At 75.0% G+C, this 26,403-nt stretch carries 25 protein-coding genes; 8 read left to right on the top strand and 17 right to left on the bottom strand.

All coding sequences use genetic code 11. The features are described 5' to 3' along the window. Positions 1 to 80: 80 nt before the first annotated feature. The 3 genes from GKC29_RS09150 to GKC29_RS09140 form a co-directional block, all read right to left on the bottom strand. A complete protein-coding gene (locus GKC29_RS09150) occupies positions 81 to 443 on the bottom strand; it encodes a WhiB family transcriptional regulator (RefSeq protein ID WP_155330410.1) in 363 nt (120 codons plus the stop codon). A 136-nt stretch (positions 444 to 579) separates the two neighbouring features. Further along, positions 580 to 837: a hypothetical protein gene (locus tag GKC29_RS09145; protein ID WP_155330409.1), complete on the bottom strand. Its 258-nt coding sequence runs from the start codon at positions 835 to 837 to the stop codon at positions 580 to 582. Between the two features lie 123 nt (positions 838 to 960). After that, positions 961 to 3,123, bottom strand: coding sequence for an ATP-dependent DNA helicase UvrD2 (locus GKC29_RS09140; RefSeq protein WP_155330408.1), 2,163 nt, complete (start codon positions 3,121 to 3,123; stop codon positions 961 to 963). Between the two features lie 84 nt (positions 3,124 to 3,207). On the opposite strand from GKC29_RS09140, the gene GKC29_RS09135 reads away from it, so the two are divergent. After that, positions 3,208 to 3,450 carry a mycoredoxin gene (locus GKC29_RS09135; protein ID WP_155330407.1) on the top strand — a complete coding sequence of 81 codons (243 nt, stop codon included), beginning with the start codon at positions 3,208 to 3,210 and terminating at the stop codon, positions 3,448 to 3,450. Positions 3,451 to 3,516: 66 nt separating this feature from the next. On the opposite strand, the gene GKC29_RS09130 is transcribed toward GKC29_RS09135, so the two are convergent. After that, on the bottom strand, positions 3,517 to 4,785 hold the full coding sequence (locus tag GKC29_RS09130; protein ID WP_155330406.1) for an MFS transporter: 1,269 nt from the start codon (positions 4,783 to 4,785) through the stop codon (positions 3,517 to 3,519). 160 nt (positions 4,786 to 4,945) lie between these two features. Between GKC29_RS09130 and GKC29_RS09125 the strand changes: the two genes are divergently transcribed. The 3 genes from GKC29_RS09125 to GKC29_RS09115 all read left to right on the top strand — a co-directional run bounded on the left by GKC29_RS09125 (position 4,946) and on the right by GKC29_RS09115 (position 6,790). Next, complete coding sequence (locus GKC29_RS09125; protein ID WP_155330405.1) at positions 4,946 to 5,926, top strand: helix-turn-helix transcriptional regulator; 981 nt, start codon at positions 4,946 to 4,948, stop codon at positions 5,924 to 5,926. A gap of 143 nt (positions 5,927 to 6,069) precedes the next feature. Next, on the top strand, positions 6,070 to 6,306 hold the full coding sequence (locus GKC29_RS09120) for a DUF397 domain-containing protein (RefSeq protein ID WP_155330404.1): 237 nt from the start codon (positions 6,070 to 6,072) through the stop codon (positions 6,304 to 6,306). 208 nt (positions 6,307 to 6,514) lie between these two features. Then, positions 6,515 to 6,790 carry a hypothetical protein gene (locus GKC29_RS09115; protein WP_155330403.1) on the top strand — a complete coding sequence of 92 codons (276 nt, stop codon included), beginning with the start codon at positions 6,515 to 6,517 and terminating at the stop codon, positions 6,788 to 6,790. 184 nt (positions 6,791 to 6,974) lie between these two features. Here GKC29_RS09115 and nudC read toward each other — a convergent pair whose 3' ends face one another. The 10 genes from nudC to GKC29_RS09065 all read right to left on the bottom strand — a co-directional run bounded on the left by nudC (position 6,975) and on the right by GKC29_RS09065 (position 21,593). Continuing rightward, positions 6,975 to 7,922, bottom strand: a complete 948-nt coding sequence (gene nudC / locus GKC29_RS09110; RefSeq protein ID WP_155330402.1) for an NAD(+) diphosphatase — start codon at positions 7,920 to 7,922, stop codon at positions 6,975 to 6,977. Then, entirely contained in the window at positions 7,919 to 9,262 is a 1,344-nt protein-coding gene (locus GKC29_RS09105) for a pitrilysin family protein (protein WP_155330401.1), read from the bottom strand. The genes nudC and GKC29_RS09105 overlap by 4 nt, the downstream gene beginning before the upstream one ends. Before the next feature lie 56 nt (positions 9,263 to 9,318). Further along, entirely contained in the window at positions 9,319 to 10,629 is a 1,311-nt protein-coding gene (locus GKC29_RS09100; protein WP_155330400.1) for a pitrilysin family protein, read from the bottom strand. A 142-nt stretch (positions 10,630 to 10,771) separates the two neighbouring features. Next, on the bottom strand, positions 10,772 to 10,960 hold the full coding sequence (locus tag GKC29_RS09095; RefSeq protein WP_155330399.1) for a hypothetical protein: 189 nt from the start codon (positions 10,958 to 10,960) through the stop codon (positions 10,772 to 10,774). A 210-nt stretch (positions 10,961 to 11,170) separates the two neighbouring features. Beyond that, a complete protein-coding gene (locus GKC29_RS09090; protein WP_155330398.1) occupies positions 11,171 to 12,508 on the bottom strand; it encodes a DEAD/DEAH box helicase in 1,338 nt (445 codons plus the stop codon). Between the two features lie 212 nt (positions 12,509 to 12,720). Continuing rightward, positions 12,721 to 12,924: a cold-shock protein gene (locus GKC29_RS09085; RefSeq protein ID WP_007464836.1), complete on the bottom strand. Its 204-nt coding sequence runs from the start codon at positions 12,922 to 12,924 to the stop codon at positions 12,721 to 12,723. A gap of 200 nt (positions 12,925 to 13,124) precedes the next feature. Continuing rightward, positions 13,125 to 16,538, bottom strand: a complete 3,414-nt coding sequence (locus tag GKC29_RS09080) for an ATP-dependent DNA helicase (RefSeq protein ID WP_155330397.1) — start codon at positions 16,536 to 16,538, stop codon at positions 13,125 to 13,127. A gap of 84 nt (positions 16,539 to 16,622) precedes the next feature. Beyond that, positions 16,623 to 20,048, bottom strand: a complete 3,426-nt coding sequence (locus GKC29_RS09075) for an ATP-dependent DNA helicase (RefSeq protein WP_155330396.1) — start codon at positions 20,046 to 20,048, stop codon at positions 16,623 to 16,625. 124 nt (positions 20,049 to 20,172) lie between these two features. After that, entirely contained in the window at positions 20,173 to 20,739 is a 567-nt protein-coding gene (locus GKC29_RS09070) for a TIGR00730 family Rossman fold protein (protein WP_155330395.1), read from the bottom strand. A gap of 2 nt (positions 20,740 to 20,741) precedes the next feature. Then, positions 20,742 to 21,593 carry a TIGR00730 family Rossman fold protein gene (locus GKC29_RS09065; RefSeq protein WP_155330394.1) on the bottom strand — a complete coding sequence of 284 codons (852 nt, stop codon included), beginning with the start codon at positions 21,591 to 21,593 and terminating at the stop codon, positions 20,742 to 20,744. Positions 21,594 to 21,748: 155 nt separating this feature from the next. Here GKC29_RS09065 and GKC29_RS09060 point away from each other — a divergent pair, with 155 nt between their 5' ends. Further along, the gene (locus GKC29_RS09060) at positions 21,749 to 21,919 is read left to right on the top strand and encodes a hypothetical protein (RefSeq protein WP_155330393.1); all 171 of its coding nucleotides are present in this window, start codon (positions 21,749 to 21,751) and stop codon (positions 21,917 to 21,919) included. 69 nt (positions 21,920 to 21,988) lie between these two features. Here GKC29_RS09060 and dapE read toward each other — a convergent pair whose 3' ends face one another. Then, on the bottom strand, positions 21,989 to 23,062 hold the full coding sequence (gene dapE / locus GKC29_RS09055) for a succinyl-diaminopimelate desuccinylase (protein ID WP_155330392.1): 1,074 nt from the start codon (positions 23,060 to 23,062) through the stop codon (positions 21,989 to 21,991). A 24-nt stretch (positions 23,063 to 23,086) separates the two neighbouring features. Between dapE and dapD the strand changes: the two genes are divergently transcribed. Genes dapD through GKC29_RS29875 form a run of 3 tightly spaced genes read left to right on the top strand, consistent with a single transcriptional unit; the run spans position 23,087 to position 24,615 of the window. After that, complete coding sequence (gene dapD, locus GKC29_RS09050; protein WP_155330391.1) at positions 23,087 to 24,046, top strand: 2,3,4,5-tetrahydropyridine-2,6-dicarboxylate N-succinyltransferase; 960 nt, start codon at positions 23,087 to 23,089, stop codon at positions 24,044 to 24,046. A gap of 20 nt (positions 24,047 to 24,066) precedes the next feature. Then, positions 24,067 to 24,381, top strand: a complete 315-nt coding sequence (locus GKC29_RS29880; RefSeq protein ID WP_230688969.1) for a maltose acetyltransferase domain-containing protein — start codon at positions 24,067 to 24,069, stop codon at positions 24,379 to 24,381. Further along, positions 24,382 to 24,615 (top strand): DapH/DapD/GlmU-related protein, encoded by a 234-nt coding sequence (locus GKC29_RS29875; RefSeq protein ID WP_230688968.1) that lies wholly within the window; start codon positions 24,382 to 24,384, stop codon positions 24,613 to 24,615. An 11-nt stretch (positions 24,616 to 24,626) separates the two neighbouring features. Here GKC29_RS29875 and GKC29_RS09040 read toward each other — a convergent pair whose 3' ends face one another. Together GKC29_RS09040 and GKC29_RS09035 are read right to left on the bottom strand one after the other, a co-directional pair. Further along, positions 24,627 to 25,289: a nucleoside/nucleotide kinase family protein gene (locus GKC29_RS09040; RefSeq protein ID WP_155330390.1), complete on the bottom strand. Its 663-nt coding sequence runs from the start codon at positions 25,287 to 25,289 to the stop codon at positions 24,627 to 24,629. Between the two features lie 36 nt (positions 25,290 to 25,325). After that, the gene (locus GKC29_RS09035) at positions 25,326 to 26,396 is read right to left on the bottom strand and encodes a prephenate dehydrogenase/arogenate dehydrogenase family protein (protein WP_155330389.1); all 1,071 of its coding nucleotides are present in this window, start codon (positions 26,394 to 26,396) and stop codon (positions 25,326 to 25,328) included. Between the last annotated feature and the right edge of the window lie 7 nt (positions 26,397 to 26,403).

Here is a 26,403-nt window from a genome sequence, read left to right as displayed (position 1 = left end):
TTGAACAGATTCAGCATTCTCGTCAGCTTTCTCGCGGCCGGTGGATCACCGGCGGTGGGGTGGAACGGATCGGGTAGTTGTCAGGCCGCCAGCCGGACCGCGTCACGCGTGGACAGCCCACTGGCCGCCAGGCGCGCCTCGGCCTCGACCCGGAGCGCGGCGTCCCGGGCGACGTCCTCCTTGCGCGGACGGCCACGGGGCCGCTTGCGCGGAACGACCGCGCCACGCTCGAAGATCTCGCCACCCCAGACGCCCCAGGGCTCGGCCCGCTCCACCGCACCGGCCAGGCACTCGACGCGCAGCGGGCAGTCCCCGCAGAGCGACTTGGCCAGCTCGAGCTCGGTGGGCGAGTCGGAGAACCACAGGTCGGGGTCGAACTTCCGGCAGGGCAGGTTCGCCTCCAGCTCGACGCTGATGTCGAGCGGGGCCAACGCCAGACTCATCTCCCGGTCACCTCTCTCTCACTTCGATCTCGTGGATCGCACTTCCGACGTACGTACTTCGGCGGGGCAAAAAAAACTGAGGCCGCGGATCCCGGTGTGCGGGTTCCGCGGCCTCGAGGTGAGCCGGTGGTCTGGTTCAGACCGGTCTACCTCGAGGTGGAACTCCGCGGACGTCCATGCGCCGCTTGGCGACATCGACACCCTTGCCCGTGAAGCCACTGGTCCCCTGGACCGCGTGCGGTGCCGGCGCGAGAATCAGCTCGGCCTGAGTCTCGACCTGGTGCACCTGCGGAACCGACGGTCGCGCAGCGGCGAGGGCCACCTGGACAGCCGACAGCGGAGCGACGGCAGCGGGCAGCGCCGCCGGACGCTCGTTCATGTAGAAGATCTCCATCGGTGCCACCTCCTCTGACGTTCCTCGTACCGACTAAACCCACGCTCGTGAGCAGCCCGAATGCCGCCGCTCGCGAGGTGTGCCATGAGGCTATGACGCCTCCGGGGGCGAGGGCAAACGAATTTACGACGAGATTTCGAAAGTTTTCTCCGGGCAGATCTCGTCCACCGCCGCGCCGGCCACCAACGCCAGCACCGCCTCCCCGTAGAGCCCCAGCTTCCGGGGTCCGATGCCGGCGATCGCCGTCAGGTCCTGCGGCCGGCCCGGCCGCCGCTCGGCCAGCGCGACCAGGGTCGCGTCGGTGAAGACCACGTACGCCGGAACCCGCTGGCCCCCGGCCACCCGGCGCCGCCACTCGCGCAGCCGCTCGTGCAGCTCCTCGTCGATGTCCGACGGGCAGGTGGCGCAGCGGCCCACCTTGCGGTCCGGACCGGCGAGCAGCGTCGCGCCGCAGACACGGCAGGAGACGATCTGGGTACGCCGCCGGTCGGCGGCGCGCCGGACCCCGCCCGTCCCGGCCCGCTCGGCCCCGCCGGAGCGGTCCAGCTGGGGCAGGAAGCGGCAGGGCCGCCGGGGCCGCCCGCCCGGCGAGCGGGCCGACGCGTACGACAGCCAGAGCCACTCGCGGGCCCGGGTGATGCCCACGTACAGCAGCCGTCGCTCCTCCTCCACCTGCTCGGGGGTCTTCGCGTACGTGGTGGGGAGGGTGCCCTCGGAGAGCCCGACCAGGAACACGGCGTCCCACTCCAGGCCCTTCGCCGAGTGCAGGGAGGCCAGGGTCACGCCCTCGACGGTGGGCGCGTGCTGGGCGGCCGCGCGCCGGGCCAGCTCGTCGGTGAAGTCGGCCAGGGTGACCGGGCGCTCCACCGAGGCGGCCGGCCCGATCGGCAGGACCGGCGGGGTGGCGGCGTACTCCTCGGCGAGCTGGACCAGCGCGGCGAGCGCCTCCCACCGCTCGCGCGCCGCACCACCGGCCGGTGGGCGGTCGGGCGCCCAGCCCACCGCGCCGAGCGCCTCGACCACGGCGGCCGGCAGCGGGGTCTCCCCGGGGATCGAGCGGGTCGCGGCCCGCAGCGCGACCATCGCCTGCCGCACCTCGGCGCGCTCGAAGAACCGCTCCGCCCCCTGCACCTGGTACGGCACCTCGGCCTCGGTCAGCGCCTTCTCGTACGCCTCGGACTGCGCGTTGGTGCGGAACAGCACGGCGATCTCGCGGGCCGGTGTGCCGGCGTCGACCAGCGCGCGGCAGCGGGCGGCGACCGCGGCGGCCTCGGCCGGCTCGTCGGTGAAGATCCGCAGATCCGGCTCCGGGCCGGGTGGCCGCTGGCCGACCAGCTCCAGGCGCAGCCGGGCCTCGGTCCCCCGGGCCTGCGAGATCACCGCGTTGGCGAGGCCGACGACCTGGGGGGTGGAGCGGTAGTCGCGGACCAGCCGGACCACCGTCGCGGCGCGGTGGCGGCGCGGGAAGTCGACCAGGTACGACGAGGTGGCGCCGGTGAACGAGTAGATGGTCTGGCTGGCGTCGCCGACCACGGTCAGGTCGTCCCGCCCACCCAGCCACGCCTCCAGCAGCCGCTGCTGGAGGGGGTTGACGTCCTGGTACTCGTCGACGACGAAGTGCCGGTACTGGGCGCGGACCTGCTCGGCCACGTCCCGGTGCTCCTCGATGCCCCAGACCGCGGCGCGCAGCATGTCCTCGAAGTCGATCACGCCGCCGGACCGCTTGAGCTTCTCGTACGCGGCGAAGACGTCGGCGACCTTCGCCGGCTCGTACGGGGTGTCGCGCAGCGCCTTGGCCGCCGCGACCACGTACTCCCCGGGCTCGACCAGGGACGACTTGGCCCACTCGATCTCACCGGCGAGGTCCCGGGCGCCCGCCCGGTCAGCCCGGATCCCGACCTTCGCCGCCGCGAGGGTGACCAGCCGGACCTTGCTGTCCAGCAGCTCGGGCATCGCCCGCCCGTCGAGCAGCCGGGCCGCGAAGTACCGCACCTGGCGCAGGGCCGCCGCGTGGAACGTCCGCGCCTGCACGCCGGGGACGCCGAGGGCGGTGAGCCGGCTGCGCATCTCGGCGGCGGCGCGGGCGGTGAACGTGACGGCGAGCACGTGTCGCGGTGAGATCTCCCCGGTCAACGCCCGGTGGGCGATCCGCGAGGTGACCGCCCGGGTCTTCCCGGTGCCGGCGCCGGCCAGGATGCAGACGGGGCCGGCCGGGGCGGTCACCGCCGACCGCTGCTCCGGATCGAGCCCGGCGAGCACGCGCTCGGACGCTGAGTGAACCACCACAGCGAGGAATTGTCTCAGCTCCGCCCGACGTTGCTCTGGTTAGCCTCAGCTTGATTCACGACTGCGACCCTGGAGGACCCGACGATGCTGACGATGTATTCCACTTCCTGGTGCGGCTACTGCCACCGTCTGAAGTCGCAGCTGGACCGGGAGGGCATCGGGTACGAGGTGGTCGACATCGAGCGGGACCCGCAGGCCGCGGAGTTCGTGATGAGCGTCAACGGGGGCAACCAGACGGTGCCGACGCTGCGCTTCGCCGACGGCAGCGCGCTCACCAACCCGTCGGTCAAGCAGGTCAAGGAGCACCTGGCCAAGCTGGCCGCCTGACCCGGTTCGGTACGACGAGCGGCCGACCCCGCCGGGGGTCGGCCGCTCGTCGCGTCCGGGGCCGGGTCAGGATGTGCGGCGTGGACGCGCCGCGCCGACCACCTCCTTCTCGACCGGACGGCGCGGGAGCGGAACCGGCGGTCGCGAGCGGGCCGGCGGTGGGGTCAGCGCCCGGCCGTGCCAGAGGTACCCGCCGGCCACCAGGGTCGCCAGCCCGACCGTCGCGAAGAGCAGGCGGTAGTCGAAGACGCCGACGAGCAGCGCGCCGGCGCCGATGGAGAACGCCTGGGGGCCGCTGACCACCGCCTCGGAGGCGGCGGCGACGCGGCCGATGAGCCCGGGCGGCGTACGCCGCTGGATCAGCGTGTGCAGCCCGACCATGGTCAGCGGCAGTGACACCCCGGCCAGCAGCACCGCGCCGAAGCCCAGCCACAGGCTCGGGTACGCCAGCGCCAGCGCGGCCGGCCCGAACAGCGCCACCCCGGCGGCGAGCGCGCCCACCTCGCCCACCCGCCGGACCACCCCCGGTGACAGGAGCCCGCCGACCAGTCCCCCGATCCCCTGCACGGTGACCAGCACGCCGACGAACGCGGCGTCACGGCGGAGCCCCTGGTCGACGTACGCGAAGATCAACGACTCGCTGAAGCCCATCACCAGCGAGCCCAGGCCGTAGCCGAGCAGCGCGCGGCGCAGCGCCGGCTCGCCGGCCAGGTGCCGGAGCCCGTCGCCCAGCCCGGCCGGCCAGCGTGGCTCGCGCGGCTCCCGGGGCGTCTCGGTGACCCGGAGCAGGCCGACCACCGCGCCGGCGGTCAGGAAACCCGCCATCGCGGCGCCGGTCAGCAGCCAGCCCCCGGCGGCGGCGTAGAGACCGGCCCCGGCCAGCGGGCCGACGAGGCGCAGCCCCTGGCGTACGGTCTGGAGCACGCCGTTCGCGTCGGCGAGCAGCTCGGCCGGCACCAGCTGCCTGATCAGACCGCTGAGCAGGGCGCTGAGCGTGACGTACGACAGCCCGTACAGCGCCGCGACCAGGTAGATGATCCACACGTCACCGCTGTCCCGGACCGCGAGCAGCGGGGTGAGCAGGATCGCGGTGACGAGGTTCGCGCCGACGAAGAAGGGCCGGCGGGGCACCCGGTCGACGAACCAGCCGACCAGCGGCGCCAGCGTCATCGGCGCGATGATCGCGAAGATGGTGGCCCCGGCCCGCCCGTCCGAGCCGGTCAGTTCCTTCACCCAGACGGCGAGTGCCAGCAGCAGGATCGACTCGGCCGCCATGCTGGCCAGCAGGCCGGCGAAGAGCAGCCGGAAGTCCGGGCGGCGCAGGACGGTGCGCATGTGTCCTCCGTCGAGGTGGTGCGCGGCGTGCCCGGTTTCCGACGAGACACGCCCTTCGCCGGAACCTCCGGCGCCGGTCACGCCGTCCATACTGACGGTGGGGGGCGAATTTCATACAGTTACCGTCGCGTCCGCGGCGGTCTACGGGAAAGAGGACATCGTGCCTCCAGCCTCACCCAGTCCCATCCTGCGACGGCGCAGGCTGGGCGTTGAGCTGCGCCGGCTGCGCGAGGCCGCTGGTCTCACCGGGGACCAGGTCATCGAGCGCGTCGGGTGGGCCTCCGCGTCCAAACTCTCGCGGCTGGAGAACGGCCGCAGCCGGCCGGACCCGCAGGACGTCCACGACCTGCTCGACCTCTACCGGGCCGACGGGCCGTTACGCGAGGAGTTGCTGGCCATCACCCGGGAGGCCGGCGACATCCGCGGGTGGCTGCGGAACTACCCCGTGATGACCCAGCAGCAGCGCGGCTTCGCCGAGCTGGAGGCCGGCTGCGTCGAGATCTCCGAGTACAACCCGGCCCTGGTGCCGGGACTGCTCCAGACCCCCGGGTACGCGCGGTTCCGGATCGCCTCGGCGCGCGAGGTCGACGAGGCGGCCGGGGAGCCGGAGGTCGCCGAGGACATCGACACCGAGGTGCGGGCCCGCCTGGCCCGCCAGTCACTGCTCACCCGGGCGTCGGACGCTCCCCGCTACACCGCCGTGCTGGAGGAGGCCGCGCTCGGCGGCCGGGCCGGCCCGCCGGACGTCCTCCGGGAGCAGTTGATGCAGCTGTGCGAGCTGGCCATGCTGCCGAACGTCGCGCTCCACGTGCTGCCCAAGGAGACCCAGGTCGGCGACTGGTACCTGCCGCCGACCGCGTTCTCGCTCTACCGCTTCGCCGACCCCCAGGACCCGGAGACCGTGGCGATCGAGGGTGGATTTCTCAATGTCATGTCGACAGAGGTAAAAGCCCTAAATCGCTATAAAGTAGTGTTCGAGTGGTTGTGCACGGCGGCGCTCTCCGCATCGGACACTCTCTCCTGGCTGATCCAGGCCACGGGGCGGCTGCCCGACGCGGCGGCCCCGTCCACTGTGGCGTACGGGCCGGCAACGGCGCCGACCCAACGCCGCCGGCACCACGGGCGCCTGACGGAACGGTGAATCAGGGGCTCGCCTTCCGGATCTCGCCTGCCCCGAGACGAGGCCGGGCGGCGATCCGGGACCATGCCCTGAGGCCGGCACCCCACCGTCGGGTCGTGCGGCACCACTCGTTCCATCGGTCGGTTCACCACAGGAGTGAGACCATGCACGAGATCCGCAACACGCCGTCCGTCCTTCCCGAGCTTCCCGACGTGCCATGGCGCAAGAGCACGCGAAGCCAGACCTCCAACTGCGTCGAGGTCGCGCCGCTGCCGACCGGCCCGGCCGCGGTCGCCCTGCGGGACAGCAAGGACCGCGGTGGCCCGGTGCTGCTGTTCGACCGGGCCGGCTGGGTGGGCTTCCTGGCCGGGACGAAGAACGGCCAGTTCGACCGGGCCTGATCCCCGTACGCCTCGGGGCCGCCGGCATCGTGCCGGCGGCCCCGTCGCGTGTCCGGATCGGACCGACCTGCCTCGCCCGATCGGACGAGCCGCCCGGCCGATGGTCGCGTTTCACTTGCTGGGACCGCTACCCGGCGTAACATGACGCGTGAATGACGTGGAACTTCCACCCCGTTCCTCGATCGTCGCGGCACATCCGGAGACCGACATGCGGTTCCTGATCGTACGCACCGACGTCCGCGCGGCAGCCGACGTCGACATCGCCGCCGCCTGGGCCGACGGTGGCCGCCTGCGCGACGAGCCCACCTCCCCCGAGCCACGCCGCCAGGTCGTGCACGCCGACGACCGGGACGCCGCCCTGGTGCTGGCCCGGGCCCTCGCCTCGGTCGGCGCGGTACGCGCCGGCAGGCAGCGGGTGAAGGTGCTCCCGCTCGACGAGCCGACGGCAACCTGGCCGTGCTGGACGGACGACCGGGGCACCTGACCACGAGACGTCCGTCGTGACCGGACCGGCTCCCCCGCCGTGTTCCCTGCCCCAGCCGGCCACGACGGCCCGTGTTCCCGGCCCGTGACCGTCGCGGCAACGGCGGCCACGGGCCGGGACCGCGTCCACGCCCGCCGCCCCGGTGTCTCGCGGCGACGCGCAGCGAGGCCGGCCCGGCGGCCGGTCAGCAGTGGTCGCCGAGCCAGCGGCGGACCAGGAAGAGGGCGATCGACGACGGCGGCGGCAGGACCAGCCGGTCGCCGTCCACGTCGACCGTCCGCCCGGCCAGCGCCGCGCCGATCTCGCCGCGGGTGAACCAGCGGGCGTACGCGATCTCCGCCGGGTCGACGCGGACCGGGTGCGCCGGATCGGCCGTGGCCAGGAAGCCCAGCATCAGCGAGCCGGGAAACGGCCAGGACTGGCTGCCCGCGTACGCGATGTCGGCGACCGGGACGCCGACCTCCTCGCGGACCTCGCGGAGCACGGCCGCCTCGGCCGACTCGCCCGGCTCCACGTACCCGGCGAGGCAGGAGAACCGGCGCTCCCCCGGGACCCGAGGCCAGGTGGCGTTGTTGCCGAGCAGGCAGCGCCCGTCCGAGCCGGGCACCCCGTCGTGGACCAGCACGATCATCGCGGGGTCGGTACGCGGCCACATCCGCTCGCCGGCCGGGGCGACCCGGGACCAGCCGGCCTCGTCCATGGCCGTGGACTCCCCGGTCACCGGCGAGAAGAGGTGCCGCCGGTGCCAGTTCAGCAGGGCCAGACCGGCGGTGAACAGACCGGCGTCGCGGTCGGCCAGCAGGTGACCGATCTCGCGCAGGTGCGCCGGACGGGTGCCGGGCAGCTCCGGCAGCGGCGCGTCGACGAGGAACACCGGGACGCCGTCGGGCTCGACGCCGAGGAACATCGCTCGCGCGACGGCCCCCTCCGGCACGTCCTTCGGCCCGACGAGCACCAGCGCCGGCGGCGCCGCGTCGGCGCGCACCAGCGCACGCCCCTCGGAGCCGCCGTCGAGCACCAGCACCCGGGCCCCGGCCCACGCCTGGGCCAACCAGTCCGGGTCGGTCCGCCGGTGCGCCGCCCGATCCAGGGTGGAACGGGCCAGCGGTGGCGCCTCCTCGCCGCCGCTCACTGCCCGGCCGGTCCGGTGACGACCGGGGTGAGCGCCTCGAGCTGCGGGCCGACCCGCTCGGCGTCGCCCAGGACGACCGTGACCGCCCGGGCCGGCGCGAGGTACCGGGCCGCCGCCTCGGCGACGTCGGACACGGTCGCCTTCGCCAGCCGCGCCGCGTGCTCCGCCAGGAAGTCCAGGCGGAGGCCGTTCCCGGCGTACGCGCTGGTCAGCGACGCCAGCCCGGCCTGGGTGGACATGCCGAGCTGGAGGGTGCCGAGGGCGTACTGGCGGGCCTGCTCCAGCTCCTCCTCCTTGGGTGGGACGGAGGCCAGCCGGCCCAGCTCGTACGTGGTCTCCAGCAGCGCCGGGCCGGTCACCTCGGTGGCCACCTCGGCGGCGGCGACCAGCACCGACCCGGCCACCGAGTGCTCGACCAGCGAGTGCGGCCCGTACGTGTAGCCCTTGTCCTCGCGGATGTTCTCCACCCAGCGGGAGGAGAAGTAGCCGCCGAAGATCAGGTTGGCCAGCTGCAGGGCGGCGTGGTCCGGGTGGGTGCGCGGCACCGCCGGCAGCGCCACCCGCAGGGACGACTGCACCGACAGGGGACGGTCGACGAGCAGCAACGGCCCCGGCTCCAGCGGCGGCGTGGGCGGCAGCTCGGCGACGTGCCCGGCGCCGTTCCAGCCGGCGAGCGCCTTCTCGGCCGCGTCGAGCGCCCGGTCCGGCTGCACGTCCCCGACGAGCACGAGGACCGCGTCGGCCGGGTGCACCCGCTGGGCGTGCAGGGTCCGCAGCACGCCCGGCCGCACCGCCCGGACCTGCTCCGGATCGGGGGTCTGCACCGCGTACGGGTGCTTGCCGTAGATCCGCTTGAGCAGGGCGGTCCGGGCGAGGTGCGCCGGCTGGCTCTGCGCCACCTGGATCCGGTCGATCAGCCGGTCCCGCTCGGTGGCGACGTCGCCGGCCGGGTACGTCGCCCCGGTCAGCACGTCCGCCAGGATCTCCAACGTCCGGTCCAGGCCGGTGACCAGCCCCGCGCCGGAGAGCATCAACCGGTCCGGGTCGATCCCGGCGGACAGCCCGCCGCCGACCTTCTGCAACTCGGCGGCGATCTGCACGGCGCTCATCGTCTCCGTGCCGGAGAGCAGGGTCTGCGCGAGCATCGCGCCGCGGGCGAGCTGCACCCGCCCGAAAGGCATCCAGAGCCGCAGCTCGACCAGGGGCACGGCCGGGCGGCGTACGGCGATCACCGTGAGCCCGTTGCCCAGCGTGCGCTCGGCCTGCTTCGGCAGCTTGAGCCGGCGGGTGGGGCCGAGCGGCGGCAGCGTGCGCGGCGCGGCGGGGGCGGTCGCGCTCACCCGGCCCTTCTTCGTTCGCGATTGCGGGGCTCGCAGACCCGGCTCACTCCTCGCGCTCACCGGGCACCTCCGGCGACGACGTCGATGGCGGCGCGGCGCTCCGGACGCAGCGTCGCGGCGGCGGCGCGGACCGCCTCCTCGGTGACCTCACCGACCAGGCGGGGCAACTCGTTGAGCAGCCCCGGTTCACCGCGCTGCTGCTCCAGGACGGCCATCCGCAGCGCCCGGCCGAGCACCGCGTCGGTGTCGCGCAGCAGGTGGGTGGCCATCCGCGCCTGGGTGCGGGCCAGCTCGCCGTCGGTCAGCCCGTCGGTGGCCAGCCGGTCCAGTTCCTCGTCGATCGTCCGCAGCACCTTGTCGACGTCACCGCCGGGCGGCAGGTGCGCCTGGAGCAGAAGGGCCGTCGGGTCGCGGACGTCGAACGGGTCGCCCATGAAGCCCAGGTACCCGCCGACGCTGGTCACCGCCCGGTCCCGCTGGACCAGCCGCTCGACCAGCCGGGAGGCGTCGCCGTCGGTGAGCACCTCGGCGAGCACCACGTACGGCAGGTAGCCGGCGAAGTCGCCGACCGGGTCGGGCACCCGCCAGGCGGAGGCGACCGCGGGGAGCGGCGCCAGCCGGTCGGTGTACGACGACCGGCGCTCGGCGGTCAGGTCCGGTTCGTCGAAGCTCGGCCGCTTCGGGGCGGGACGGGCGGGCACGTCGCCGAAGTGCCGCTCGATCAGCTCGGCCGCCCCGGCGACGTCGACGTCCCCGCTGACCGCCAGCACCGCGTTGCCGCTGGCGTAGTAGCGCCGGAAGAAGTCGGCCGCGTCGGCCACCGTGGCCGACTCCAGGTCGTCGAAGGAGCCGTAGCCGTCGTGCGCGTTGGGGAACGTGTCGAACATGACCGGCGGGAGGGTCAGCCAGGGGAAGCCCCCGTACGGTCGGTTGAGCACGTTGACGCGGATCTCCTCCTTGACCACGTCGACCTGGTTGCGCAGGTTCTCCTCGGTCAGCCGGGGGCCGCGCATCCGGTCCGCCTCCAGGAACAGCGCCCGCTCCAGGGCGTTGCTCGGCAGCGTCTCGTAGTAGTCGGTGTAGTCGAGGTGGGTGGAGCCGTTGAAGGTGCCTCCCGCGCCCTGCACGTGCCGGAAGTGGGCCAGCTTCTCCAGGTTCTCCGAGCCCTGGAACATGAGGTGCTCGAAGAGGTGCGCGAAGCCCGTGCGCCCCTCGGGCTCCGAGCGGATGCCGACGTCGTAGACGACCGCCACCCCGATCACCGGGGCGCTGCGGTCGGGTGTCAGAACCACCCGCAGGCCGTTGTCGAGGGTGAACCGTTCGACGGGATACCTCGTCGCTGGGATCTTCGCTCTGCGCGTCGGCACGTGATCGACCCTAGCGTGTCGACACTCTCCGTACCGCCGACCTACCGCGCCGCTCGCCGGCACCTGACCGGCGGGCGGCTCTGGTCGGGACCATGCCCCGGGTCCCGACCAGAGCCCGTTCCGGGCGGCGGGCCCGGTCCGCTCAGCTCTCGGTCGGGACGGAAGCCCCGACCGGGCTGTGCAGCTCCACCGGCACCGCCGGGGTGGCACCGTCCGGCACGGCGTGCCACGGGGTGAAGACCGCGACCAGGGCCAGCAGCACCCCGGCGGCGGCGACCGCCACCACCAGCAGCAGTTCCCGCACCGCACCCGAGCCGGTGTCCCCCGTCATCGCGCCCTCCCCCACCGGGCTGTCGGCCCGGCTCTGTCCCCCGGGCCCACCCTCGCCCGGCAGGGCGTCGGGCACAGTCGCCGATCGGACCGGAGGGCGGCTGATTGCCGACTCATGTGGCCCGCCCGTCACGACGCGGCACCGGCACGTCCGCCCGGCCGGCGTCGGAGACGGGCTACGGGAGGGGCCGTCCGGACGGCGGCCGGCCGGTCAGCTGAACCGGGGACGGCGGGCACGCCGAGGGCGGCCCGAGGTGCGGTGCCCGGCCCGGCCTGCCGTACCGCCGGCGTGGCCCGTCGCGTCGCCGCCCGGTCCGCCGGCACCGCCTCGGCGCGGTGCGGGAACCGCCGGCGGCGGCGCGATCGTCACCGGGACACCCGACGGCTCCCGGGCGCCGGTCACCCGGACCAGCTCCGGATCACCGGGGCGTACGCGGGTCGACTCGGGGCGGATCCCCGCCGTCGCCATCAGGCGGGACACGTCGTGCCGCTGCTCGGGCAGGACCAGGGTGACCACCGTGCCCGACTCCCCCGCCCGGGCGGTCCGCCCGCCCCGGTGCAGGTAGTCCTTCGCGTCGGTCGGCGGGTCCACGTTGACCACCAGGTCGAGCCCGTCCACGTGGATCCCCCGGGCCGCGACGTCGGTGGCGACCAGCGCGGTCACCTGCCCGGTGCGGAACTGCTCCAGGATGCGGGTGCGCTGCGGCTGGGACTTGCCGCCGTGCAACGCGGCCGCGCGGACACCCTTGGCGAGCAACTGACGGGCGACCCGGTCGGCCCGGTGCTTGGTGCCCATGAACATGATGGTGCGGCCCTCCCGGGCCGCGATCCAGCTCAGCGCGGCCGGCTTGTCGACCGCCTCCACGTGCAGCACGTGGTGGGTCATCGCGGTGACGGTGGCCGTGCCCGGATCCACCGAGTGGGTCACCGGGTCGGTGAGGAAGCGCCGGACCAGCCGGTCGACGCCGCCGTCCAGGGTGGCCGAGAAGAGCATCCGCTGGCCGTCCGGGGCGACCTGTTCGAGCAGGCGGGTGACCTGCGGCAGGAATCCCATGTCGGCCATCTGGTCGGCCTCGTCCAGCACGGTGACGCCGACCTGGTCGAGCCGGACGTCGCCGCGGTTGATCAGGTCGTGCAGGCGTCCGGGCGTGGCCACCACCAGCTCGGCGCCCGCCCGCAGCGCCTCCGCCTGCCGGTTCAGCGACAGGCCACCCACCACGGTGGCGCAGCGCAGCCCGACCGCCCGGGCGTACGGGTCGAGTGCCGTGGTGACCTGCTGGGCCAGCTCACGGGTGGGTACCAGCACCAGCGCGAGCGGGCGTCGGGGCCGAGCGCGGCGGCCGGCGGTGCGGGAGAGGAGTGGGAGCCCGAAGGCCAGGGTCTTGCCGGACCCGGTGCGGCCGCGGCCGAGCACGTCCCGGCCGGCGAGCGAGTCCGGCAGGGTCGCCGCCTGGATCGGGAACGGCGCGGTGATGCCCTGCGCGGCCAGCTCGGCGAGCAGCGCCGGGGCGAGCCCGGTGTGGGCGAACGACGGAGCGACGGTGGTCATGGTGAGCCTTCCTCGACGCGGCACGTGTCGAGGGAGGGCGCCGGGCGGCGCTGTCGACCGGCGGATCCGTCCGCCGGGACTCACAAGCACGAACCGAAAGGTACGGGTCCGGCCCGCCCCCGCGTCGCCGCCTGGTGGCCAGGTCGACGTCGGGGCGGGCCGGTCCCGTCACCACGCCCGGAGGGCATGGTGGGTGTCACACGATCCGAAGATCAGAGCGGACGGATGTTCTCCGCCTGCGGGCCCTTCTGGCCCTGGGTCACCTCGAACTCGACCCGCTGGTTCTCGTCCAGGCTCCGGTAGCCGGAGGACTGGATGGCCGAGAAGTGGGCGAAGACGTCGGCGCCGCCGCCGTCCGGGGTGATGAAGCCGAAGCCCTTGTCAGCGTTGAACCACTTGACGGTGCCAATTGCCATGTTCGTCTCCTTGACGGAACGTCGAACCCGCACCTGTTGCGGGCTCGAGAGGAGCGGACCGCGCCGAATCGCGCGGCCTGCCTGTCGCTTCTGGTCGCCCCGCCCGGAGAACTCCGGACACAACAAAGAGCGCCTGGGGCCACAATCCGCCAGGCGCACACAGAGTCTCTGGGAACCATAACTGCAACGGCACCAACCTATCACGGATGGCCGGAACCGTCACCCGCTTCCGGACTTTCCGGCACCGAAGCGATCAGCGCGGTCAGGCCGGCGACGTCGAGCAGGTCCACCGGCCGGACCGTCACCCCGTCCCGGACGTAGTGGAACGCGGCGCCGACCCGGTCGACCGGCAGGCCCGCAAGCTCCGCCCAGGCCAGCCGGTACACGGCGAGCTGCACCGCCGCCGCCTCGGCCGCCGGCCCGGTCGGCTGCCGGCCGGTCTTCCAGTCGACGACGTCGAACCGCCCGCCCGGACGGGCGAAGACGGCGTCCATCCGGCCGCGGACCACGATGCCGGCGATCGCCGTCGCGAATGGAACCTCCACCTCCACCGGCGTCCGGTCGGCCCACTCACTGGCGAGGAAGCGCTCCTGCAGCTCGGCCAGCGCCTCGTCCGGCGCGGCGTCCGCGTCCGCCGCGCCGGGCAGCTCGTCGACGTCGAGCAGCCGGTCGGCCCCGAAGCGCTGCTCCAGCCAGGCGTGGAAGGCGGTGCCCCGCCGGGCGTACGGATTGGGCTCGCTGGGCAGCGGACGGCGCAATGTCCGGGCGAGGCCGGCCGGGTCCCGCCGCAGCGCCACCAGCTGGGTCACCGACAGCTGCCCGGGCAGCGCGACCTCGACCGGGCCGGACTGCCGGGTCAGCTCGGCCCGCTCGGCGAGGAGCAGGTCGGCCTCCCGCCGCCACCGGGTCACCTCGGGATCCCCGCCGACCCCGTCGGCGTCGGCGGCGGCGGCCGCGCCGTCGGCGTCGGCGGCGGCGGCGGCCGCGCCGTCGGCGAGGTACCGCCGGACCAGCGCGGCCGCCTCGGCGAGGGCCGGCCGGCGCGCCCCCAGCGGATCGGCCGGCCACTCGGCGTGCAGCACCACCTCGGTCGTCGGGTTGACCGCGTCCGGTGCGGGCTCGGGCGCCCACTCGTCGACCACGTGCCCCGCGCCGCCGTCCAGGCAGGCGTCGTGCACCTCGCGCAGCAGCACCGACGGGCCGCGCGGCCGCTTGGTGCCCTCACCCCACCAGTGGCCGGAGCACAGCAGGAGCCGGCGGGGGCGGGTCACGGCCACGTACGCCAGCCGCCGCTCCTCCCGCTCGTCGTGCGCGCGCCACGCGTCGGTGAAGTCCTCCAGCGCCCGCGCCACCGCGCGCTGGTCCCCCACGTCGGCCAGGGCCAGCGCGGGCAGCCCGTCGGCGTCACCGCGCAGCGGGAACGGCAGCACGCCCAGCCCGCCCAGCCAGTGGTCGGAGTTGCGCACCGGCCCCGGCCACACCCCGCGGCTGAGCCCGGCGACCGCCACCACGTCCCACTCCAGGCCCTTGGCGGCGTGCGCGGTGAGGATCTGCACGGCCCCCTCGACGACCTCCACCTCGCCGGGGGTGAGACCGCGCTCCTCGTCCTCGGCGGCGGCGAGATAGGCCAGGAACGCCGACAGGGTCGCCCCCGGCGTCTCCCCGCTGAACCGCGCCGCGACGTCACCGAGCGCGTCCAGGTGACCGCGGGCGAGGCCGGCGTCGCCCGCCCCGTCCCGGCCGGCCCGCACCGCGACCTCCACGTCGAGGCCGATGGTCCGCTCGACGTCCGCGATCAGGTCCGGTAGGGACTGGTCCAGCCGGTACCGCAGCAGGCCCAGCTCCCGGGCGTACGCGCGCAGCCGCGGGTAGCCCTCCGCCGAGTACGCCTGCGCCGGCCCCAGGTCGGCGAGGGCCTCCACCAGCGTCGCCTCGTCCAGCGCGTCCAGGACGATCTCCGGCTCGTCACCGGCGGCGAGCCGCCGGCGGGCGGACGCGATGGCCTTCGCCCGGCGGTGCAGGGACACCAGGTCGCGCGGCCCGATGCGCCACCGGGCGCCGGTCAGCAGGCGCAGCAGCGCCGCGCCGTCGGTCGGGTCGGCGAGCACCCGCAGGGTGCACACCACGTCCCGCACCTCCGGCGTGTCCAGCAGGCCGCCCAGCCCCACCACGTCGACCGGCAGGCCCCGCGCCCGCAGCGCCGACTCGATCGCCGGGATCTGGCTGCGCAGCCGCACCAGCACCGCCGTGGTGGGACGCGCCGCCACCGGGATGTGCTCGGGCAGCGCACCGGGTGCCCCCGCCGCCCCCTGCCAGGCGCGCAGCACGCTGTCGGCGATCCAGTCCGCCTCGTCGGCGTACGTCGGGAGGAGCGCGCAGTGGACGGTGCCGGCGGCGGTTCCCCGGGGCGTGCGATGCGGGATCGGGTCCTTGACGCTCAGCGCCGCGTGCAGCTCCGGCACCTGGGCTCCGGCGGCGCGCAGCGGCGTGGCCAGGGCGTTCGCCACGCCGAGGATCTCCGGACGGTTGCGCCAGCTGGTGGTGAGGCTGCGTACGGCGGCGGGCGTGCCGTCGGCGCGGGCGAACTCGGTGGGGAACCGGTCCAGGGTGCCGGCGCTGGCCCCGCGCCAGCCGTAGATCGACTGGCAGGGGTCGCCGACGGCGGTCACCGGATGGCCGCCGCCGAAGAGCGCGTTGAGCAGCACCACCTGGGCGTGGCTGGTGTCCTGGTACTCGTCGAGCAGCACCACCCGGTACCGGTCCCGCTCGACCTCGCCGACCGCCGGGTGGTCCCGGGCGACCCGGGCGGCCCGGGCCAACTGGTCGGCGAAGTCCATCGCCTCGAAGTCCTCCTTGCGCCGGGCGTACGCGCGCACCAGCGGAAGCAGCTTCAACCGGGTCTGCTGGACAGTGAGGGCCTTCTTGACGTCCGCGTAGACCCGACCGGGCCGGGACTGCACGTCGGCGAAGAAGCGGCCGGTCCAGGCGGCCAGGTCGTCCGGCTCGACCAGGTGCTCGTCCAGCTCACCGGCGAGGGCCAGCACCGCGTCGGTGATCGTGCTGGGCATCCGGTCCACGTCGGACATGTCGCCGTCGTAGTTGCGCACGATCAGGTCGACGAGCTGCCAGCGGGACGCCTCGGTGAGCAGCCGCGTGGACGGCTCGTACCCGGCCCGCAGGCCGTGCTCGGTGACGATGCGTCCGGCGTACGAGTGGTAGGTGGAGACGGTCGGCTCGCCGGACAGCGGATCGTCGAACGGGTCACGGCCCCGCCGGCCCAGCCGGCGGACGAGCTGGTCGAGCCGGGCCCGTACCCGGTGCGCCAGCTCCCCGGCCGCCTTGCGGGTGAACGTGAGGCCGAGGACCTGTTCGGGACGGACGTACGAGTTGGCCACCAGCCAGACCACCCGGGCGGCCATCGTCTCGGTCTTGCCGGAGCCGGCGCCGGCCACCACCAGCAGCGGCTCCACCGGCGCGGCGATGATCGCGGCCTGCTCCCGCGTCGGCGCCGGCAGCCGCAGCAGCTTGGCCAGCTCGACCGGCGTGTACCGGGGGCCGGCGTCCGCCACCCTCGGGGCCGGCGTCGCGGAGCTGAACAGGGTCGGCTGGCTCACGGTGTCGTCCGCGGCTGCGGGGCTGGCACGCTCACTCCTCGCCCTCACTCACCTGTTCTCGTTCCGGCGGCAGCGCTGGCACGCTCACTCCTCGCGCTCACGGGTCTCCGGCCGGGGGATGACGGTCGGCGGTTCGACGACCTGGCGCCCCTGCCCGGACACCGGGCAGCTCGTGCGTACCGGGCAGACCCGGCACTTCGAGTTGGCGACCGCGGCGAAGGTGGCGGCGGCCATCGTATCGGCGGTGCGCCGGACCAGGGCGGTCGCCCAGCCCGCCTCCGGCCCCTCGCCGGCTGGCGGCTGGGACTGCTCCTTCGCGTCCTTCGCGCCGGTGCCGAGCTGCACCAGGGCGGCGCCCCCGGACTCGTCCCCGTACTCGCCGAACGCCCCCGACTCGACCGCCGCCTGGTACGCGCCGAGCTGCGGGTGCTCCGCGAGGTCCGCCGCGGTGACCGCGGTCGACTTGCCGGTCTTCAGGTCGACGACCACGAGCCGGCCGTCCGCGTCGACCTCCAGCCGGTCCACCCGGCCGACCAGCTCGACCGGCCGACGCGGGTCGTCGAGCCGGACCGCGAACTCGTGCTCGATGGCGAGCAGCCGGCGCGGGTTGGCGGCCAGCCAGCGCAGCAGCTTGTCGACCATCGCCTCGGCGCGGGCCCGCTCCGGCCCGGCCATCCAGCGGGCGGCCAGCTCGATCGCGTCGAAGCGGGCGGCGACGTAGTCGAGCAGGGCGCCCCGGTCCGCACTGGCGTCCTCGGCGAGCATCGCCGCGGCGTGCACCAGGTTGCCGACACCCTGGGCGGTGCCGGCCGGCGCGCTGCCGCCGTGCCGTTCCAGCAGCCAGCGCAGGCTGCACCGCAGGGCGCTCTCCATCGCCGACGGGGTGACCCGGACCGGCTCGCCCTCGTCGACCAGCGGCCGGTCGTCGGAGAGGGGGCGTAGCCCCCACCAGTCGTCCGGGTGCGCGCCGGAGACCCCGGCGGCGGCCAGGCGGGCCAGCTCGGCAGCCGCCGCGTGCCGCCGGGCGGGCGGCGCGGCCGGGTCGGTGGCGGCGGTACGGAGTTCGGCCACCAGCGACGCCAGGGTCAGCGCCCGGGGCGGCCGGCTCACCGGCAGCGTGGTCACCCGGTGGGGTTCCGGGTCGCCGTCCCCGGCCGGCACCGCCGCATCGGCGTCCGGCTCGGGGTCGGACGGCGACGGGCCGGTGGGCGGGTCGCCACCGCCGCCGGTGGGCGGGTCGGTGGGGCCGAGCTCGTAGAGGAAGCGGCTGGGCTGCTCCTCGTGGTCGTCCCCGCCCACGGCCGCCGAGGCGACGGCGCTGACCAGCAGGGAACGCCGCGCCCGCGTCACCGCTACGTGGAACAGGCGCCGCTCCTCGTCCAGCAGTGCCGAGGTCTGGCCGATCACCGTGGCGAGCCGGCCGTCGCCGGCCGAGCGGCCGGCGAGCACGTCGACGAGGCGCTCGGAGCCGAGCAGGCTGCCCCGCAGCCGCAGGTCGGGCCAGACGCCCTCCTGCACGCCGGCGACGGCGACCAGGTCCCACTCCAGGCCCTTGGCGGCGTGCGCGGTGAGCAACCGGACCGCGTCACCGCGGTCGGCGGTCGGTGCGAGGGTGTCCGCCGGCAGGTCCTGCCCGAGCACGTGGTCGAGGAAGACCTCGGTCCGCGCGCCGGGCAGCCGGTCGGTGAAGCGGGCGGCGGCGTCGAACAGCACCATCACCGCGTCCAGGTCCCGGTCGGCCGCCTCGGCGCGCCGGCGGCGGGCGACGTCCCCCTCCCCCGCCGTCGCCGGGGTCCGGGCCAGTGCCGCCGACCACAGCTCGGCCAGCCCGCTGGCCCGCCAGACCGCCCACAGCACGTCCTCGGCGGTGGCGCCCGGCCGGGCGGCCGTCTCCCGGGCGACCGCCAGCAGGCCGGCGACGGTCTGCGCGGGCTCCGCCCACCGGCGGTCGATCCCGGCCAGCTCCGCCGGGTCGCGCAGCGCCTCGACGATCAGCTCCCCGGACGGGCGGCGGTCACCCGCGGCGAGCGCCATGACCCGGAGCCCCTGCCGCAGCCGGCGCTCGGCGAGCGGGTCGGCCCCGCCCAGCGGCGAGTGCAGCAGGGCGACGGCCGCCTCCTCGTCGAGCCGCTCCGGCTCCAGCGCGCACCGCAGCAGGAGCAGCAGCGGGGCGACCGCCGGTTGCAGGTGCAGCGGCAGGTCCTCGCCGTGGACTACGGTCGGCACGCCGGCGGCGTGCAGGGCGCGGCGCAGCGACGGCAGCTGCCGGGCGGTGGACCGCACCAGCACCGCCATCTCCGACCACGGCACTCCGCCGAGCAGGTGGGCCTCGCGCAGGGCGTGCGCCAGCCACGCCGCCTCGCTGGTGGCCGAGCGGAAGGTGCGGACCTCCATCGTGCCGGGGGCCGCGTCGGGCAGCGGGCGCAGCCGCCGGTGCGCCGCCGGACCCCGCAGCCGGCGGGCCAGCCGGGCGCTCGCCGCCAGCAGCCGGGGACCGGCGCGGTACGAGGTGGTCAGCACGACCTGGGCGGCGGGCGCCCCGGAGGCGGTGCGGAACCGGTGCGGGAAGGTGGTCACGCCGGTCGGGTCGGCGCCCCGGAAGGCGTACGTGGACGAGTCGGGGTCGGCGAAGGCGACGAGGGTCTTGCCGCCGCCGGCCACGGTCGCCAGCAGGTCCTGCTGGGCGGGGTCGGTGTCGGCGTACTCGTCGACGTAGACGTACGCCAGCCGGCGCCGCTCGGCCGCCAGCAGGTCGGGGTCGTCGAGCAGCATGCCGGTGGCGGCCCGGACCAGCTCGGCGGGGTCGTACGCGATCGAACCGCGGTTGCTCACGTCGCGCAGCGCGAGCACCGCCACGTACTCCCGGAGGAAGCGCGCGGCGGCCGGCCAGTCGGCGCGGCCGAACTTCTCGCCCAGCCGGGCCAGCTCGACCGGGCCGACGCCGCGCTCGCCGGCACGCATCAGCAGGTCCCGCAGCTGCGCGGCGAAGGCGCGGGTCCGCAGCGCCGGCCGCAGGTCCTCCGGCCAGCCCACCGGGTCGTCGCCCGGCTCCTCGCCGACCAGGTCGAGCAGCTCCCGGATGATCAGATCCTGCTCGGGGCCGGTGAGCAGGCGTGGCGACGGTTCGCCGCGCTCGGCGGCGGCGCGCCGCAGCAGCCCGAAGGCGTACGCGGGGAAGGTACGCACCAGCGGTTCCCGCAGCACCCGGTGCCCGTCGCCGGCGACGCGCGCCTCGATCCGCTGCCGTAGGGCGGTGGCCTGCCGGCGGCCGAACGTGAGGACGAGGACCTGCTCGGGATCGACCCCCTCGGCCACCCGGGCGGCGACCGCCTCGACGAGGGCGGCGGTCTTGCCGGTGCCCGGGCCACCGAGCACGAGCATCGGCCCGTCGGTGTGCCCGACCACCTCCGCCTGCCGCGGGTCCACGACCCGCGTGCCCCTCTCCGCCGGCCCGCCGGACCGGCGGACGGCCGCGTCGGCGGGCCGGCGCACCAGCCGGTACGCCTGCATTCCCTCATCCCACCAGACGCCTCCGACACGGCACGCGACCCCTGCCCCGCCACGCCGCCCGGGATCCGTCCCGCGTGCCCCGGCCTGAACGGGCAGCGGCGTCCGGCCGGCAGGGATCGCCCGGTCAGGCCGGCAGGCCGGGCGGTCCGGTGAGGCCGGCCTCGATGGCGTCGAGAGCGGCGGGGACGGTGTCGACCACGGTGAGCAGGGCCAGGCCCGCCGGCTTCAGGAAGGTCTGGTCGGCGAGGCCACCCAGCCAGTCGAGCAGGGGGCGGTAGAAGCCGTCGGTGTCGACCAGGACCATCGGCTTGGCGTGCAGGGCCAGCGTGGCCGTGGTCCAGACCTCGAACAGCTCGTCCAGCGTGCCGAGGCCGCCCGGCAGGGTGAGGAACGCGTCCGACTTGTCGAGCATGAGCGTCTTGCGGTCGGCCATCGACTCGGTGACCAGCAGCTCGTCGGAGGCGAGGTCGGCGACCTCGAGGTCGACCAGGGCCTGCGGGATGATCCCCAGCGTCCGCCCGCCCGCGGCCCGCGCCCCGTCCGCCACGGCGCCCATCATCCCGACGCAGCCGCCGCCGCTCACCAGCGTGTGGCCCCGCCGGGCGATCTCCGCGCCGGTCTCCGCCGCCAGGTCGAGCCAGCGCCGGTCGAGGGTACGGGAGGACGCGCAGAACACACAGATGGCCGCCACGGTCAGTCCCGGCGGCCCTCGTCGGCGGCGATCCGTTGGTCCGCCGCGGTGCGGGCGACCGCCTCCTCGCGGACCGCGTCCTGCTCGGCGGAGAGCACGGCCTCCGCCTCCACGATGTGGCGGACCGCGTCGTTCACGTCGTCGGTGAGGCAGATCAGGTCGAGGTCGACCGGCCCGATCTTGCCTTCGGCGGCCATGGTGTCGCGCAGCCAGTCCATCAGCCCGCCCCAGTAGCGGGTGCCCATCAGCACCACCGGGAAGCGGGTCACCTTGCCGGTCTGCACCAGGGTGAGCGCCTCGAACAGCTCGTCCATGGTGCCGAAGCCACCGGGGAGGACCACGAACGCCTGGGCGTACTTGACGAACATGGTCTTGCGGGCGAAGAAGTAGCGGAAGTCGATGGCGAGGTCGACCCAGTCGTTGATGCCCTGCTCGAAGGGGAGTTCGATGCCGAGCCCGACGGAGAGCCCGCCGGCCTCGCTGGCGCCCCGGTTGGTGGCCTCCATCACGCCCGGGCCGCCGCCGGTGATGACCGCGTAGCCGGCCCGGGCCAGCTGGCCGCCCAGCGCCTCGGCCAGCCGGCACTCGGGGCTGTCCGGGAGGCTGCGGGCGGAGCCGAAGACGCTGACCGCCGGCGGCAGGTCGGAGAGGGTGTCGAACCCCTCGACGAACTCGGAGAGGATCCGCAGCGCCCGCCACGCGTCCCGCGTCTTCCAGTCGCTGCGCTGCCGCGAGTCGAGCAGCCGCTGGTCGGCGGTGCTGTCGGTGATCGCCGCGCGGCGCAGGGTGACGGCGCCCCGGTGCCGCTCCCGCCGCGGCTCGCCCTCCGCCGCCCGCCCGTTGCTCTCGCTCATGGGAGCAACCGTAGTGGAGTCCCACCCGTCGGACGTGCTGGCCCGAGCAGGCCGGAAATTCGTCGCGATCACGGGCAACTATTTCGGTCGCCCGTACGTCTTACTATTCACATACCGGGTATGCCCCGGCGCGCGCCTTCGGGGGAGGAGCCAGCGTGATCACCAACAACGAGAGGATGCGGATCCGCCGTCAGATGCAGCGGCGGATCCGGGACGTGGTGGCCGAGCGCCGCCGCGCCCGCCTGATGGAGCCACCGGCCACGGAGCCGGCCGGCGATCCGGCGGAGACCACGGCCGGCGGGTCCGCCCTGACCCGGACGGCCTGAGCCGCACGCACCGCCGCCGGCCGGGAGGGTCCCCGGGGGGTGGCTTCCCGGCCGGCGGGGCGCGGTGGATCAGGCGGCGGCGAGCCAGCGGTGCAGGGTGGCCGCGCCCTCGCGGATCTTGCCGACCTCGACGTGCTCGTCCTTGTGATGGGCCAGGTTCGGGTCGCCGGGGCCGAAGTTCAGCGCCGGGATGCCCATCGCGGCGAACCGGGCCACGTCCGTCCAGCCCAGCTTGCCGATCGGCGCGGCGCCCACCGCCGCCAGGAACTCCTGCGCCGGCGGTGCGTCCAGGCCCGGGAGCGCCCCCGCCGCCGCGTCGGTCACCTCGAGGTCGAAGCCGTGGAAGACCTCGCGCAGGTGCGCCTCGGCGGCCGCCGGGTCACGATCCGGCGCGTACCGGTAGTTGATCTCGATCTCGCAGTGGTCCGGGATGACGTTGCCGGCCACGCCACCCACGATCCGGACCGCGTTCAGCCCCTCCCGGTAGTCGCAGCCGTCGAGGGTCACCCGGCGCGCCTCGTACGCCGTCAGCCGGCGCAGCACCTCGCCCGCGCCGTGGATCGCGTTCACCCCGTGCCAGGACCGGGCCGCGTGGGCGCGCTCGCCGTGCGTGGTGACGATCGCCCGCGTGGTGCCCTGGCAGCCCGCCTCGACGATCCCGTACGTCGGCTCCAGCAGCAGCGCGAAGTCGGCCTGCAGCCACTCCGGGTGCGCCTCGGCGACGAGGAAGAGACCGTTGTACTTCGACTCGATCTCCTCCGCCTCGTAGAAGAAGTACGTCACGTCGTACCGCGGCTCGGCCAGCGTCACCGCCAGGTGCAGGGCGTACGCCACGCCGGACTTCATGTCGGAGGTGCCGCACCCGTACATCAGGTCGCCGCGCATCATGGACGGGAAGTTGTTGTTCAGGGGAACCGTGTCGAGGTGCCCGGCGAGCACCACCCGCTGGGCGCGGCCCAGGTCGGTGCGGGCCATGACCGTGTTGCCGTGCCGGTAGGTCGTCAGGTGCGGCACCCGGCGCAGCACCTCCTCGACGCAGTCGGCGATCGCCTTCTCGTTGAGGGAGACGGACTCTATGTCGACCAGTGCGCGGGTCAACGCCACCGGATCAGCCAGGACCTCGGGGGTCAGCGGGTTCTCCATGTTCCGCACGGTACCTTCAAGGTCGTGAGTAGCGCAGAGTCTGCCTGGGGCATCGGCCTGGCCACCGTGACCGCTGACGATCAGGTGCTCGACACCTGGTACCCGACCGGCAAGCTGGGGCTCGGTGAGCTGCCGCTGGTCCCCGGCGAGGACGAGGCGGACGTCCTCGACCTCCCCCCGGGCGCGATCGGCGACCGGGCGCTGCCGGGCCTGCGCACCGTCCAGGTGGTCACGGTGATCGGCTCGCTGGACGACCCGATCAAGGACGCCGCGGACGCGTACCTGCGGCTGCACCTGCTCTCCCACCGCCTGGTCCGGCCCAACGAGCTCAACCTCGACGGCGTCTTCGGCAAGCTCGCCAACGTGGCGTGGACCTCGGCCGGGCCCTGCCCGCCGGAGCGGGTCGACGAGCTGCGGGTGATCGAGCGGGCCGCCGGCCGCCACCTGGCGGTGTACGGGGTGGACAAGTTCCCCCGGATGACCGACTACGTCGTACCCTCCGGCGTGCGGATCGCGGACGCCGACCGGGTCCGGCTGGGCGCCCACCTCGCGCCCGGCACGACCGTGATGCACGAGGGCTTCGTGAACTTCAACGCGGGCACCCTCGGCACGTCGATGGTCGAGGGCCGGATCGTGCAGGGCGTGGTGGTCGGCGACGGCTCCGACATCGGCGGCGGCGCCTCGATCATGGGCACCCTCTCCGGCGGTGGCACCGAGAAGATCCGCATCGGCGAGCGCAGCCTGGTCGGCGCCAACGCGGGCGTCGGCATCACGCTCGGCGACGACTGCGTGGTGGAGGCCGGCTGCTACGTCACCGCCGCCTCCAAGATCAGCCTGCCGGACGGCCGGGTGGTCAAGGCCCGTGAGCTGTCCGGCGTGGACGGGCTGCTCTTCTGGCGCAACTCGGTCACCGGCGGCCTGGAGGCGAAGCCGCGCACCGGCAAAGGCATCGAGCTGAACGCCGCCCTGCACGCCAACGACTGAGCCGGTCGTCCGTGACCTCGATGAAGGACCGCATGCTCGCCGGTGAGCCGTACCTCGCCGACGAGCCGGAGATCCTCGCCGACCTGGACCGGGCCGCCCGGTTGATGGAACGGTTCAACAGCAGCCCGGCGAGCGACCCGGCGGGTCGGCTCGCCGCGCTGCGGGACCTGCTCGGCGGGCTCGGCGAGGACACCTGGGTCCGGCCACCGCTGTACGTCGACTACGGGACCCGCATCACCATCGGCCCGCGCAGCTTCGTCAACTTCAACGCGGTCCTCCTCGACGTCGCGCCGATCACCATCGGCGCCGACGTCCAGATCGGGCCGAACGTGTAGTTGCTCACCCCGACCCACCCGGTCGAGCCGGAGCCCCGGCGCGCCAAGTGGGAGGCGGCGAAGCCCATCACCATCGGCGACAACGTGTGGCTCGGCGGCGGGGTGATCGTCCTCGCCGGAGTCACCATCGGGGAGAACACGGTGGTGGGTGCCGGTGCCGTGGTCACCAGGGACCTACCGCCGAACGTCGTCGCCCTCGGGAACCCGGCCCGGGTGGTGCGCGAACTCGCCTGACCGTGCGGCCGTCACGGGGGCGGCGGCTCGGTGAGGCGTACCACCAGGTCGGCCCGGTCCGCCGTGGCGGCCACCAGCGCGGCGTTGGCCTCGTCGCTGCCGTACGCCCAGACCCGGGCCTCCTCGGGCGACCGCCCGTACGCCTCGTGCCGGGCGGTGAGCCGGCGCAGCCGCAGCTCCGCGTCGAGGTCCAGGAACCACGCCTCGTGCAGCAGCGGCCGGATCTCCTCCCACGGCCACTCCGGCAGCAGCAGGTAGTTGCCCTCGGTGACCACCAGCCGGACCTCCGGCGGCACCTCGATCGCCCCGGCCACCGGCTCCTCCAGGTCCCGCCGGAAGGCCGGCGCGTACACCGCGGTGGGTTCGAGCCGGCGCAGGCGGCGCAGCAGCGAGACGTACCCGTTGGCGTCGAAGGTGTCCACGGCGCCCTTGCGCGCGGTTCGGCCCAGCCGGACCAGCTCGGCCTGCGCCAGGTGGAACCCGTCCATCGGGACCAGCCGGGCGACCGGGCCCACCGCGGCGACGATCTGCTCGGCCAGGGTCGACTTGCCGGCACCGGGAGCGCCGGCGATGCCGAGCAACTGCCGCGGGCCGGCGTCGGCGAGCGCGTGGGCGCGCGCCACCAACTCGTCGAGGGGGACGACCCGCGCCGCCACCCCCGGCCCGTTCACCATGCCCTCACCCTATCGGCGTCCCGCCGGGTGGCGAGATCAGTCGGCCCCACGCGGCCGCGCGGACGGATCCGGGACGTGGGCGGTGTAGCTGACCCGGTCGCCCCGGACGTGGCAGCCGCCCAGGTGGCCGCCGGCGGCGCCCAGCTCCCGCAGCCAGGCGACCTCGTCGACGTGGTCACCGCCGGCGGGAAAGTCCCGGACCCGGGTGGTGTACCCGCGACCGGACAGCAGCTCGCGCGCGGCGCCCGCCTCCGCGTGCAGCGCGGTCAGCCGCTGCGCGTCGCCGGACCGCAGCGCGTCGGCCAGCTCGTCCAGGTACGCGGTCACCCCGGCCAGCTCGCGCAGCACCCGCTCCCGGTTGCCGAGCAGCATGTTGGCGGTACGGGCGGCCGGGGTGCCGGCGACCCGGGTGCCGTCGCGGAAGCTGCCGGCGGCCAGCGCGAGGACCGCGTCCCGCAGCGTCGCCCGGCGGACCGCACCGGCCAGCGCGCCGGCGAGCAGGTGCGGGACGTGCGAGGCGAGGGCGGCAGCGCTGTCGTGCGCGTCGGCGGCCATCGGCACCACCCGGGCCCGGAACACGTCCAGCAGCAGCCCGGTCAGCCAGCGGAACGGCCCGGCCGCCGGCCCCGGGCAGAGCACCCACGCGGCGCCGTCGAGCAGCGTCGGCGCGGCGGCGGTCAGCCCGGCCGACTCGGCGCCGGCCATCGGGTGGCCGGGCACGAACCGGTCGAGCAGACCGTGCCGGGCGGCGGCGTCGGCCACCTCGGCCTTGGTGCTGCCCACGTCGGTGAGGACGCAACCGGGCGGGCTCGCCCCGGCCACCAGCGGCAGGGTGGCCGACAGGGTCGGCAACGGCCCGCACAGGAACACGACGTCCCGGCCGGCGACCGCCTCCTCGACGGTCTCGGCGGCCGTCACCCCCTGCCGGCGCGCGTGCTCCCGCGTGGCCGGGTCCGGATCCCACGAGGCGACGTCCAGCCCGGCGTCGCGAAGCCGCAGCAGGACGGACCCGCCGATCAGGCCGGTGCCGACGACGGCGGCGCGGACGCCCGCGTACCCCCCGCCGGCCCCCGGACGGCCCGGGCCGGTGGTCCCGTCGCCCGTCATCGCCAGC

Origin of the sequence: Micromonospora sp. WMMC415 (genome assembly GCF_009707425.1) — a bacterium.
Lineage (GTDB): Bacteria > Actinomycetota > Actinomycetes > Mycobacteriales > Micromonosporaceae > Micromonospora.
Note: the sequence above shows the minus strand (reverse complement) of the source record. Positions and strands in the feature narration are given on the sequence as shown.